Origin of the sequence: Acinetobacter sp. AYS6 (assembly GCF_025630795.1) — a bacterium.
Classification (GTDB): Bacteria; Pseudomonadota; Gammaproteobacteria; order Pseudomonadales; family Moraxellaceae; genus Acinetobacter.
On the sequence record NZ_JAOTNV010000004.1, the window covers coordinates 1 to 12,273 of the forward strand.

12 protein-coding genes are annotated in these 12,273 nt (G+C 35.3%); 4 read left to right on the forward strand and 8 right to left on the reverse strand.

Annotation, left to right across the window (positions count from 1 at the left end):
- The 3 genes from OD757_RS00835 to ftsB form a co-directional block, all read right to left on the reverse strand.
- Positions 1-115, reverse strand: a 115-nt coding sequence (locus tag OD757_RS00835) for a CoA-transferase (protein WP_078182497.1), incomplete at its 3' end; no start/stop codon positions are given.
- A gap of 341 nt (positions 116-456) precedes the next feature.
- Positions 457-1,173, reverse strand: coding sequence for a 2-C-methyl-D-erythritol 4-phosphate cytidylyltransferase (ispD, locus tag OD757_RS00840; protein WP_263030551.1), 717 nt, complete (start codon positions 1,171-1,173; stop codon positions 457-459).
- Entirely contained in the window at positions 1,139-1,528 is a 390-nt protein-coding gene (gene ftsB, locus OD757_RS00845) for a cell division protein FtsB (protein WP_034678679.1), read from the reverse strand. The genes ispD and ftsB overlap by 35 nt, the downstream gene beginning before the upstream one ends.
- Positions 1,529-2,227: 699 nt before the next feature.
- On the opposite strand from ftsB, the gene OD757_RS00850 reads away from it, so the two are divergent.
- Positions 2,228-2,908 carry a hypothetical protein gene (locus tag OD757_RS00850; RefSeq protein ID WP_263030552.1) on the forward strand — a complete coding sequence of 227 codons (681 nt, stop codon included), beginning with the start codon at positions 2,228-2,230 and terminating at the stop codon, positions 2,906-2,908.
- Positions 2,909-3,835: 927 nt separating this feature from the next.
- Positions 3,836-4,513 carry a DUF421 domain-containing protein gene (locus OD757_RS00855; protein WP_009392666.1) on the forward strand — a complete coding sequence of 226 codons (678 nt, stop codon included), beginning with the start codon at positions 3,836-3,838 and terminating at the stop codon, positions 4,511-4,513.
- A gap of 216 nt (positions 4,514-4,729) precedes the next feature.
- Here the strand turns inward: OD757_RS00855 and eno are convergent, their stop codons facing one another.
- From eno to OD757_RS00870, 3 genes are read right to left on the reverse strand one after another with little or no spacing between them, the layout of a single operon-like run.
- On the reverse strand, positions 4,730-6,019 hold the full coding sequence (eno, locus tag OD757_RS00860; RefSeq protein WP_009392725.1) for a phosphopyruvate hydratase: 1,290 nt from the start codon (positions 6,017-6,019) through the stop codon (positions 4,730-4,732).
- Between the two features lie 45 nt (positions 6,020-6,064).
- Positions 6,065-6,922, reverse strand: a complete 858-nt coding sequence (kdsA, locus tag OD757_RS00865) for a 3-deoxy-8-phosphooctulonate synthase (RefSeq protein ID WP_003652054.1) — start codon at positions 6,920-6,922, stop codon at positions 6,065-6,067.
- 30 nt (positions 6,923-6,952) lie between these two features.
- The gene (locus tag OD757_RS00870; protein ID WP_009392659.1) at positions 6,953-8,590 is read right to left on the reverse strand and encodes a CTP synthase; all 1,638 of its coding nucleotides are present in this window, start codon (positions 8,588-8,590) and stop codon (positions 6,953-6,955) included.
- 223 nt (positions 8,591-8,813) lie between these two features.
- Between OD757_RS00870 and OD757_RS00875 the strand changes: the two genes are divergently transcribed.
- Positions 8,814-9,299, forward strand: coding sequence for an internalin (locus OD757_RS00875; protein WP_263030553.1), 486 nt, complete (start codon positions 8,814-8,816; stop codon positions 9,297-9,299).
- A gap of 231 nt (positions 9,300-9,530) precedes the next feature.
- Positions 9,531-10,376, forward strand: a complete 846-nt coding sequence (locus tag OD757_RS00880) for a metal-dependent hydrolase (RefSeq protein WP_263030554.1) — start codon at positions 9,531-9,533, stop codon at positions 10,374-10,376.
- A 61-nt stretch (positions 10,377-10,437) separates the two neighbouring features.
- Here OD757_RS00880 and OD757_RS00885 read toward each other — a convergent pair whose 3' ends face one another.
- Both OD757_RS00885 and OD757_RS00890 read right to left on the reverse strand, forming a co-directional pair.
- Positions 10,438-11,532, reverse strand: a complete 1,095-nt coding sequence (locus OD757_RS00885) for a YheT family hydrolase (RefSeq protein ID WP_263030555.1) — start codon at positions 11,530-11,532, stop codon at positions 10,438-10,440.
- A gap of 19 nt (positions 11,533-11,551) precedes the next feature.
- The gene (locus OD757_RS00890; RefSeq protein ID WP_263030556.1) at positions 11,552-12,268 is read right to left on the reverse strand and encodes an SGNH/GDSL hydrolase family protein; all 717 of its coding nucleotides are present in this window, start codon (positions 12,266-12,268) and stop codon (positions 11,552-11,554) included.
- Between the last annotated feature and the right edge of the window lie 5 nt (positions 12,269-12,273).

Here is a 12,273-nt window from a genome sequence, read left to right on the forward strand (position 1 = left end):
CATCAATGAGTTCAGCGGGTTGTCCTGCGGTACCAAAACCACCAATCAGGATGGTTGCACCATCTTTAATCTGGGATAGAACCTCGCTAAGTGAGGACTTACTTTTGTCAATCATTAGACAACTCCATTGTGCTCATTGAAGAAGAAATAGATAAGAGATTTAGGCACACTGAGGTAAGATGAACAGATAAATATTTCACTCAATCCCGAGTGTTTCCCTTAGATTTCCTTTTAAACATTCTTGATAATTTTTGTAATTTGATCTAGTTATCAAACCATGGTTTTGTTCGGTATAAATAATTTTTGTTCGATGATCGAACATTATCTAATATAGTTGTCCGATCTGAATAAATCCTAAAACTTATCAATGTAAAAGAATATGAGTGGTTATAAATAGATATGTAGAAAGAATTGCTTAGACGGTTTAATCATCCAAGCAATTTAAAAATAATAGAATTAAGACTGAGACTGAAGAATCAAACGCGCAAGTTCTAAATCATCGGGATAGGTAATTTTTATATTATCAGATCGTCCCATTACTACCTGTACAGTTTCACCCATATATTCAAGTGCACTTGCCTCATCGGTAATAGTGACGTTATTTTCTAAAGCATGTTCAATTGCTTTTTTAAGTTTACCAATTTTAGTAATTTGAGGCGTTTGAGCTTGCCACAATAAATCTCGGCTTACCGTTTTATCAATATGATGACCTGTCTTAACTTGCTTTAGAGTATCACGAACAGGAATTGCTAAAATAGCACTATCCTTTGACTCAACTGCCTTTGACACAAGTGCATTTAAACAATCAATTGTGACACAAGGTCGAGCTGCATCATGCACAAGCACCCAGTCATTTTCATCGGCAAAATTTAAGAGATGATTTAATGCGTTTAAAACCGAATGAACTCGCTCAGCTCCACCAGTGCAAAAATGCGCCTTATCGATATTTTGAAATGCAAGGGTCTGAGCAAAGGTATCTTGCGTACCAATTGCCAAAACATAACCATTTAACGGAAGTTGACTTATACGGCCAATAGTATGTTCTAAAACAGTCCTATCCTGAATATATTGATACTGCTTCAATTCAGTTTTAGAAAATCGACTTCCGGATCCTGCAGCAGGTATAACTGCCCATAATTTAGTCTGGGATATCTGGAGATGCAGGTGTCTCATTCGTTTCCAAATCAACTTTAGCGTTCGGGTCAATATAAATAGGCTTGTAATGAGTACTGATTGTACTCATTTGAACAAATGTCTCGTGAGGTTTAACTAAACCAAGATCAAGGCGAGCATGTTCTTCTATTGCTTCTGTACCATTTTTCAGGTCAAAAACCTCTGCCGCCAAAATACGGTTCCGTTCTTTAAGCTCTTCATTTACCTCAGCTTGTTGCTGAATTTGTTGCATGAGAGCTTGATGAGGGATATAGCCACCCTCACCTAACCAAAATTGATATTGCAGTACAGCTACTAAAACAATAACAAGTAGCAATATCAGTTTGCTTGAAGTGGATCGAAATACTTCTAACATATCATTAAGAGTTTTAATTAAAAACTTTCATTAAGCTTTTGTATTGTATAACAATTTAAAAACGGCATACAAAATTCCTGCAAAATTTATGCAAAACTATTAATCCGCATATTACTTTAAATTGACCATTGTGACATGTTTCATTTTGTCAAAATTGAATGGAATTTGAAAGGGAAATAATATTTATAAGTACAACTGCTTATAAATCAATCTATGCATCTAAAAGCGACTCTCACTAGCAGGAAATTATGCTAAGTAACTCTAGAAAAACCCTCATTGGTGGCATTAATCAAGTATAGATTTAACCCATAGATTCGAGGTTGTTTAAGAGTTCGTAATATTGACCTTCTCATCTTTCACTTCAAAGTTAGCAAAACCAAAATTGATCCCCCCCTTTATTGTTAATTTTACCATCTCTAGCTCGACAAGCCTGCTCTTGAGTTTGTAGATTATTACTAATAAAGACAGAGAACTCCCCCACTAAAATTCTAGATTCCTAACAAATTGAATGTAGACCAATTGAACACTGATACTTAAGTTCTAATGCTTATATTATTGATTCCAAAATATGTAAATCAATTTTCAAATTAATTATTGAACCACTTAAGAACGAGAAAAATAAAAAACTACACAGTATTTTCTTTTATATTTTATTATTCTTCATAAATCTCACAAAAGAGAATAAAGGTATAAACTGTAGTGCATAAAATTTTAGCTTTTTCTTTAGTAAGCTTAGGTGTCAGTGCTTGCAACAACCCTATTGATGATAGCCCTTCGAAAATAATTAATATGGAGAATTATCAGGAAAAATATACACCAACCAACAGCTATATATTTGAATACAATGACATTATATACAGTTTAAAAAATGGACAAGAACCAAAAACAGCCCAACTAAAATTAAAAAATTTATTAAAAAAGATGCCATCCAACGATAATAATTTAGATATTTTAAAAACCAAACGTAAAGTACTTATTCATTTGGGTTGTCTTAAAGAAGCTTATATTTCTACCGAAAAAATATTAGCTAAAACAAATGATGCTAAGCTACAAGAAGCACAATGTATCTTCTTAAGAAAAATGGGAAAAAATGCTCATGAAATAAAAGAATGTTATGAAAAAACGGCTAATAGCTATTTCAATGAAGTAAATTTAATTCCAAGAGCAGCCTTACGATATCAATATGCACTGTGGGGCTATTATGCAGCCATGTTCCATGCAGGCCACATAGAATATAAAGATAAACTTCAAGAAATCATTGACTATCACAACATTGAAGATCACAAAAAAACATATCAACAAATGTATGAAAATATACTGAACCCACATGTTTTTCAAAAACGTTTAGATGCTATTCCCTACAGCCCCAATTGTCAGTAATTCATATTAGTAAAAATTATATATTCAATTACTCTCATTTTTTTATTCACCTTTTAATAGAGTTAAAAATATTAAATACTAAAAATAAAAAATTATGAAAAGTAACTTTTCACTTATCTATAGCTAAATAATTTTTCTATAGTTAATCCAAAACACAGCAAAAATCTAATTAATACTATTTATACAAATATAAAAATAGAATAAATAATTATCATCTTCAATCAAATCATTTTCAGCGTCATTGATATAATCTGGTTAAGGAGCTTTATCAAATTATATATAGCATATATTTTGTATCTTTCCTAAAATTTTCAATCCTCCCTCTATGCAAGCTATTCATTATTCTACTTTGTGAATATATTATTATAGGATAAGATAAATCCACCTCTTGAAGTAGGTATATATGGTTAACAGTATCTTGAGTTGTGGGAAGAGAATCTGGATACCCATACAATTTATTTAATTCTTTTATGTCTTATAGCAAAATCTCTTTTACTTAAAATTTCTAATTAACTCTACTAAACTATCTACTTCCTCAATATAATTATCATTTTCTATTTTATAAAATGATATTACTTTCTCATGATACAAAATCCCCATATAACTTAAAATAATATATTATCATTAGATATAAAAAATAATTAGTCTAATAAGGAATAAATAAAAAACTATTAAAACTAAACTCCAATAAACATTACCTTTATCTTAATTGAACACGTCAACAATCACTTTATCTTGCTATTTATCTACCATTAAAACCTAGAGTATATATTTATTCTAACGAATAAGCAGGATAGTGAAATTTATACAAAATCACATAGAGTTCTAATTTTTAACCAATAACTACTTAAAAAGTATATTTTTTCCATTTTTAATTTGCTAAGAATTCTATAAAGATTTATTACACCTATTTAAAAGGAGAAAAAAATGGATTTTTTTAATATTTTCATAGGTGACACGACTTGGCCCTTCATTTTGGAGATTTTGGTTCGATGTTCCGTCATGTTTATCATTATTATTAGTTTTTTAAGACTATCAGGTAAACGAGGTATACGCCAACTTTCCCTTTTTGAACTCGCAATTATTCTATGTTTAGGTTCAGCGGCTGGTGACCCAATGTTTACCAAAGACTTACCTATCATACATGCTTTAGTCGCGTTTATCGTTATTCTGTTTCTCTATCGTCTTGTAACATGGGCCATGGTGAAGCATAAGAAAATTGAAGATCTGTTGGAAGGAAAAGCACTTTGTGTAGTGAAAGATGGACTTTTAGTCTATAAGGATTTCCAGAAACAAACATATTCACATGATGAGTTTTTCTCAGAAATGCGCCAACAAAATGTTGAACATTTAGGTCAAATCAGAACAGCTTTGCTTGAGTCCGACGGAATTCTTAGTTTACTGTACTATGAAGATGAAGACGTAAAATGGGGGTTACCACTCTTCCCTGACGCTTACTACAAAGCTGACGTGCTTAAAATCAATACTTTTTATTCATGTATGAAATGTGGGGAAACTAAAATTCTAAATAAAATCGATCAAGAATGTACTCGTTGTAAACATCATAGTTGGGCTGAGTCTTTAAAAACCCGTCGTCTAGGATAGTAAAAGAATTCAATATTATAAATATCAGATATTAGGTTTTGCTAAAAAGACTGTAACAGATAGAATTTTGCATTTTTGAGAAGTTAGAAAAGAAGTAATAGAAAATGAAAAATTAATTTATTTTTATAAATTAAAAAAGGTGCTATTTCCCCCATTAAAAGAGTTAAATAGCACCTTAAAATGTTAAAAAATTAATTTTAACTTTTTATTTAAAGATTAGTTTAAACCTTTAAACTCAGCCTTACCGCGGTAAGCAGCTTTAGTCAATTCTTCAATACGAAGTAATTGGTTGTACTTAGAAACACGGTCAGAACGGCAAAGTGAACCAGTCTTAATTTGACCAGCCGCTGTACCTACTGCTAAGTCAGCAATAGTTGAATCTTCAGTTTCGCCAGAACGGTGAGAAATTACAGTTGTATAACCATTTTCTTTAGCAAGGTAAATTGCATCAAGAGTTTCAGTCAAAGTACCAATTTGGTTGTATTTGATTAAGATAGAGTTACCTACTTTCTCATTAATACCACGTTGTAAAATCTTAGGGTTTGTAACGAACAAGTCATCACCTACCAATTGGATTTTGTCACCAAGAATAGATGTCAAGTAAGACCAACCTTCCCAATCTGATTCATCTAAACCATCTTCAATTGAGATAATTGGATATTGGTTTACAAGGCCAGCTAAATAGTCAGAGAACTGGTTGCTTGAGAATGCTTTATTGCCTTCACCCGCAAGAACATATTGACCATTTTTGTAGAATTCTGAAGATGCACAGTCAAGCGCCAACATAATGTCAGAACCAGCTTTGTAACCAGTTTGACCAATAGCTTCAAGAATAACAGTGATTGCTTCTTCGTTTGAACGCAAGTTTGGTGCAAAACCGCCTTCATCACCTACAGCAGTGTTTAAACCTTTTTTGTTTAAAACTGATTTTAATGAATGGAAGATTTCAGCACCAGCACGTAATGCTTCAGCAAATGAAGTGAAGCCTACTGGCTCAATCATAAACTCTTGAATATCAACATTATTATCTGCATGTGAACCACCGTTAATGATGTTCATCATTGGTACAGGCATAGTCAAAATTGTTTGACCACGTAAATCAGCGATGTATTGGAAAAGAGGAATTTTCTTTTCATCAGCAGCAGCGCGTGCAGCAGCCAATGACACAGCTAAAGTTGCATTTGCACCCAATTTTTCTTTGTTTTCAGTACCATCAAGTTCGATCATCGTATTATCGATGTCTTTTTGTTCAAATACTGATTTGCCCACTAAAGCGTCACGGATAATCGTGTTTACGTTATTAACCGCAGTTTTAACACCTTTACCCAAATAACGTGCTTTGTCGCCATCACGAAGTTCTAAAGCTTCACGAGAACCAGTTGAAGCACCAGATGGTGCACATGCACGACCAACAACCCCAGATTCTAAAATTACGTCTGCTTCGATGGTTGGGTTACCACGAGAGTCCAAAATTTCACGTGCACGGATGTCAACGATTTGGCTCATGAACAATTCCTCTGTTGAATGAATAACTAGATGCAGATTATTGCATCAATGGGTGTCTAACTTTTTGAATCCTTTAACTAAAGTATCCAATTCTTTTATTTGTGCCAAGAATGGCTCAAGCTGCGACATACGTAATGCACAAGGTCCATCACATTTTGCATGTTCTGGGTCCGGATGACCTTCCAAGAACAATCCGGCTAAGCCTGTTGCCATTCCAGCGCGTGCTAAAGTTGTAATTTGAGCACGACGACCACCTGCTGAGTCAGCACGACCACCAGGAGTTTGCAACGCATGTGTTACGTCAAAGAAAACTGGTACATTCATTTCTTTCATGATGTCAAAGCCAAGCATATCTACAACAAGATTGTTATAACCAAATGCTGAACCACGCTCACAAAGAATAAGTTTATCGTTTCCTGCTTCTAAACATTTATTCAGGATATGACGCATTTCATGAGGTGCCAAAAACTGAGCTTTCTTAATATTGATAATGGCTTGGGTTTTCGCCATCGCTTCAACAAGATCAGTTTGGCGGCTTAGGAAAGCAGGTAACTGAATAATATCAGCTACTTCTGCAACTGCTTCAGCTTGATGTGGCTCATGAACATCAGTAATGATAGGCACATTAAAATGTTTTTTAATATCACCTAACCATTCAATCCCTTTTTCAAGTCCAGGACCACGGAATGAATGCAGACTAGAACGATTTGCTTTATCGAAGCTTGCTTTAAATACATATGGAATATCTAAGCGTTTGCAAATATCAACATACGTTTCTGCAATTTCGAAAGCTAAATCTTTTGATTCAAGTACGTTCATTCCGCCAAATAATACAAATGGCAAATGATTTGCCATTTGTATATCGCCTAAACGTACAACTTCTTGTGGTTTTAATTGTGACATTTAAACTTTCCCAGTTTATTTAAAATCGCATTATTTACTTTTTTGATGCTGAGTTTTCGCAGCGCCAATAAAACTAGCAAATAATGGATGTCCATCACGTGGTGAACTTGTAAATTCCGGGTGGAATTGTACAGCAATAAACCAAGGATGTTCAGGAATTTCTACAGTTTCAACCAAATGTTGTGCAGAAGAGTAGCCTGAAATCTTCATACCAGCCTTTTCAATCGACTCAATGAAACGGTTATTCATTTCATAACGGTGACGATGACGCTCAGTGATTTCTGCTTTACCATAGACTTCACGTGTTTTTGTGCCTTCAACCAATTCAGATTTTTGTGCACCTAAACGCATAGTTCCACCTAAATCAGACTCTACGCTGCGTTGTTGTAACTCGCCACGCTCATCTAACCATTCGGTAATTAAACCAATCAATGGATACTTTGTAGAACGGTTAAACTCTGTAGAAGATGCTTCTGGCATTGCTGCAACATGACGTGCATATTCAATTACAGCCAATTGCATCCCTAAACAAATACCCAAGAATGGAATTTTGTTTTCACGTGCATATTGAATAGCTTTCATTTTGCCTTCAGTACCGCGCTCACCAAAGCCACCTGGGACTAAAATTGCGTCAGCTGTTTGCAAAATAGAAACGTCTTGGCTTTCAAGTTCTTCAGCATTGACATAATCAATCTGAACTTTGACAAGGTTTTGAATACCCGCATGTAAAAGTGCTTCATTCACAGATTTATAAGCATCTGGAAGTTCTACATATTTACCGACCATCGCAACACGTACTGTGTATTCAGGATTCAACAATGCTTCAACTACATTATCCCAATCGGTTAAGTCAGCTTCAGGAAGATCATTAAACCCAAAACGTTCACAGATCAAGTCATCAACGTTTTGTTCATAGAATGTACGTGGAATTTGGTAAATCGTTTTCGCATCTTTACATACCACAACCGCACGCGCTTCTACGTTAGTGAACAATGCAATTTTACGTTTAGTATCAACATCTACATCATACTCAGTACGGCAGATTAAGATATCTGGCTGAATACCAATTGAAAGAAGTTCTTTCACTGAATGTTGAGTTGGCTTAGTTTTTAACTCAGCTGCAGATTTAATGTATGGCAACAATGTTAAATGCATCAGCATGGTACGTTTATGACCAAGCTCTACCATCAATTGACGAACTGATTCCATAAATGGAAGTGATTCAATATCACCAACCGTACCACCAATCTCAACGATTGCAACGTCGTAACCTTCACCAGCGCGAAGTACACGTTCTTTAATGTTGTCTGTAATATGTGGAATAACTTGAACCGTACCACCTAAGTAGTCACCACGACGCTCTTTATTTAAAACGTCTTGATATACACGGCCACTGGTAAAGTTATTCAGTTTGGTCATTTTCGCACGACGTAAGAAACGTTCGTAATAACCCAAGTCTAGATCAGTTTCGGCACCATCCTCTGTGACAAAAACTTCACCATGTTGGAAAGGACTCATTGTCCCCGGATCGACATTAATGTAAGGATCCATTTTAACCATTGTGACTTTTAAGCCACGGGCTTCCAAAAGTGCAGCAACTGAAGCAGCAGAAATACCTTTACCTAGCGATGAAACCACACCACCAGTAACAAAAATAAAATGGGTCATTAAGTTTCTCGTACAATCAAGCCGAAATCGGCCTACAATGTTGGGCAATTTTACTGTACTCTGCCCCTATAAAGCAAAGTCAAACCGCACCAATTCAAAGATCATTAAACAACTGGTTATTCTATCAGCATTTTTAATAAAAAATTAGGTCAATCTCACATGATTTTTTCATTCTCTTTTGCTGTTATAATGCCAGCTCCTCAATTAAATGTTGTTTAGGACAATGGCAAATAAAAAACTTTTAATCTGTGCTGCAATTGCAGCTGGACTATTGTTAACCGCATGTGTCAAAAAAGAAACACCAGAAGAAGAGCAAGAAAAGGTTGAAACTGCTGTTTCAGAACCTAAGCCTGCTGAACCTGCAAAATTTGAGTCTTTAGAAAGTGTTAAAACTGAAGAAGCTCAAACACAGGAACCAACGCAAGTTGAAGTTCATCACGAAGAAACAGCGAATACTACAACCGAAATTCGCCGTGAAACTCGCCCTGCCCAATCTGATCAAAGTTCACAAACAACAGCTTCTGAGCAACCTAAAGCTGAGCCAAAACCGGAACCTAAGCCAAAACCGGAACCTAAGCCTGAACCAAAACCAGAACCTAAGCCTGAGAAAGTTCAGTCGAAACCGGCTAAACCAGCTGAGCCATCTCAAACTGAAGATGATGCTGTTGCCGCGGCAATTGCTGCTGCTACACCAGCGCTTAAAAACTAAGTTCCTGTATGAATATGCCCAAATTAAACACTTGATTTGGGCTTTTTAAGTATTATTAAAATTATCAGTTTTACTTTTTTATTCCAATTTGTCTTTAAAGTTTTTCTAGATATCAATTTAGGACAACCTACTTCTTTCACTTGAAAAAGCATTGACGTTCCCTATTCTGAGATGTAATTTTTAATCAAGTTCCTTTTTGGAACTTCAATTAAAAGAAGATTGGAGCTTAAAATGAATACCGTATCAAATCGCGTGCCTGCCTCATTTCCAGTCCGCCGTATGGACTATAATTTTGAAAATACACCACGCTACTGGTGTAATAACGAACCTACTTTTACCCATTATTTTACGGGTTTATCTACATTGTTTCCTGAGGGTGAATCATATTTTGTTCGTTCAGTTCGAGCATTACGCGCAAAAGCAAAGTCGAATGAACTTCTAGATCGCGAAATCAGTGCTTTTATTGGTCAAGAAGCAATGCACTCTAAAGAACATCATGCTTTCCATGTGAGCGCACAACAACATGGTTTAGATCCAGAGTCTTTAGAAAAAGTAACTGGAATCGTTTTAAAAAGTATTGAAAAAGTTTTTAGTAAAAAATGGAACCTACTTGTAACAGTAGGCCTTGAACACTATACCGCAGTACTCGTGGTTAGCATGATGCAGTCTGTTAATGAACTAATGACAGACTCAACTATTCGTAATTTATGGTTATGGCACAGTATTGAAGAAACTGAACATAAAGCAGTGGCCTTTGATCTCTATCAACATTTATATGGAACCGGCTTAAGTGCTTACCTTCCGCGTATTACAGTGTTTACTTTAAGCCTATTTTTAATTACTGGCTTTTCAACAATTTATCAATTTGTGCTTATGAAACGGGATCGTCAACTTCTTAATTTTAAATCTTGGCGTAAGTTTCTTGGTTTTATGACAACACAATATAAAGTTCTAACTCCGAAGTTTTTTGATTATTATCGCTTTGATTTCCATCCTAACCAAACCGATGAAAAAGACCTTGTGGCTAGTACTAAACTTAAAATAGGACTGAAAGATCCCAAATTGCTTTTATCTTGAACTGATAAATTAATAAAGCCCATTCAATAGATGGGCTTTATTAATTTATGACCACATACTGTCATTCTTTATGATCGACCATAAAATAATTCGATATTAATTTGGCTGCCCATGAAGTACTTTTCCAACCTTCGTAAAAACCACAATGACTTCCCTTTTTAGTAGTTACCACGGCAATATTACTCATTTGCTGAATCGTTTCTTTATAAGGTTCTAAATTTTTAATAGAACATACCGGATCGTCTTCAGCATTAAGAATCATTAATGGAATTTTGACATTTTCAAATACATAAATTGGATTAATGGCTTGGCAATAACTTTGATAGTCCTCAAAGCCAGCCATTTCAAAATATTCTTTTTCAAACTCTTCGAGGCTAGTCGTTGCAAGAACCTTTTCTAAAGAAGCAATCTGGTTCCATGTATTTTGATAAGGATGAATAAAATATTTGAATAACTTTCTAGTCATCATTTTGCTATAAAACGGATGAACATTTTTAAAGCCAATTTCGGTATTGTAGCCTGGACACATTGCAAAAGCAGCTTTAAATGGTGTGTCAGTGCCTTGCTCTCCTAAATAGCGGACCAACAACCCTGTTCCGGCAGAGGAACCAACAGCATACAAATCAGATTCGGGAAACAAACTTTGAATATGTGTGAGCTGTTCTTTAAGGTCACTTGTTGATCCGAAAAGAGAAATCTGTGGTACAGGCATAGGTAAACCCGCATGCCCACGGCGTAAGCATAGTGCTATTCTCCATCCAGTATATTGATGTATATCTCTCACCAACTCACGCATACTTTCAGGCGTTCCAGTAATGGTATGCATAATGACAACTGTAGGAGTGGTTTTGGGAAGATTATAGCCATACCATGCGATTGCAGTTACGCCACCATCTTTCATGCTGAGCTGGTCAATACGATCATATTCAAGCTTAATGGTTTTTTTTCTAATAATATCGAAATATAAAAGATGAACATGATTGTTGCTTAACCATGGCGTAGGACGATATTTTTGTTTAAGTTGGGGCAACTTATCCAAAACATCTTTAATTTTTCCTTTTGGGTCATAATAGACTTTTGGTTGTTCAGCACCGAGTACCGAATCAAACAATTCTGAACCGAAAGCTTTAATTTTATTTAAAGTAGATATGACCATTTCCAATCACAACCTCTGATTATGAGTTAAATGATTGCCGCACTAATGCTGCAACCTGCTGTCCCCAAATTGCATAAATTTCTTTGCTCGGATGAAAGCCATCACTTGCCATAGGTAAGTTCATCGCTTGAAAACTTTCAATATCATATTGAACGAATCTAAATTGGTTTTGTGATTCTAACCATTTATATAACACTTGATTCATTTGCTCCGCATATTTTCCAAACAACCAAGCCAAGGGATTTGGTAAAGCTGGAAAATGTTGCATGGGCGGAACGCCCGAAACAATAATGAGTTTAGGCTGAAAACGTGCCTGTATATGTTCAAATAATTGCTTTTGTTGTTTTATCCATGAGTTTGCTGACGTTAATTTTGTCACATCATTAACGCCAATAGACGTAACAACAACATCGTAATTTTGCTGATCTAAATGCTGTAAAGCTTGAAAAACCTGCTTAGTAGTATCACCTGTTTTTGCATGAAGCTTCCAACTTATCAAATATTGATTTTGTAACTCAGAAATAATTGCGCCAGATAAAGCGTCTTGTTGAGTTTCAACACCAACTCCCGCTGCGGCAGAATCTCCTAAAATAAGCAGAGATAATGGTCTGCCATTGCCAACAATGCCTTCTCTTTCACCACTGGCTTCTAGCAAGCGTGGTGTATTCTTACGAACCTTTGTTCCCTGCATAAAAAGTACAGGCAACAATGCTAAAGTTGAAAGTTTTAACCACATTCTAT

Bases quoted from the DNA above. Each gene is read 5' to 3' on its own strand.
- ispD (WP_263030551.1), bottom strand. From the start codon at position 1,173: ATGAGACACCTGCATCTCCAGATATCCCAGACTAAATTATGGGCAGTT.
- ftsB (WP_034678679.1), bottom strand. From the start codon at position 1,528: ATGTTAGAAGTATTTCGATCCACTTCAAGCAAACTGATATTGCTACTT.
- OD757_RS00855 (WP_009392666.1), top strand. From the start codon at position 3,836: ATGGATTTTTTTAATATTTTCATAGGTGACACGACTTGGCCCTTCATT.
- eno (WP_009392725.1), bottom strand. From the start codon at position 6,019: ATGAGCCAAATCGTTGACATCCGTGCACGTGAAATTTTGGACTCTCGT.
- kdsA (WP_003652054.1), bottom strand. From the start codon at position 6,922: ATGTCACAATTAAAACCACAAGAAGTTGTACGTTTAGGCGATATACAA.
- OD757_RS00870 (WP_009392659.1), bottom strand. From the start codon at position 8,590: ATGACCCATTTTATTTTTGTTACTGGTGGTGTGGTTTCATCGCTAGGT.
- OD757_RS00875 (WP_263030553.1), top strand. From the start codon at position 8,814: ATGGCAAATAAAAAACTTTTAATCTGTGCTGCAATTGCAGCTGGACTA.
- OD757_RS00880 (WP_263030554.1), top strand. From the start codon at position 9,531: ATGAATACCGTATCAAATCGCGTGCCTGCCTCATTTCCAGTCCGCCGT.
- OD757_RS00885 (WP_263030555.1), bottom strand. From the start codon at position 11,532: ATGGTCATATCTACTTTAAATAAAATTAAAGCTTTCGGTTCAGAATTG.
- OD757_RS00890 (WP_263030556.1), bottom strand. From the start codon at position 12,268: ATGTGGTTAAAACTTTCAACTTTAGCATTGTTGCCTGTACTTTTTATG.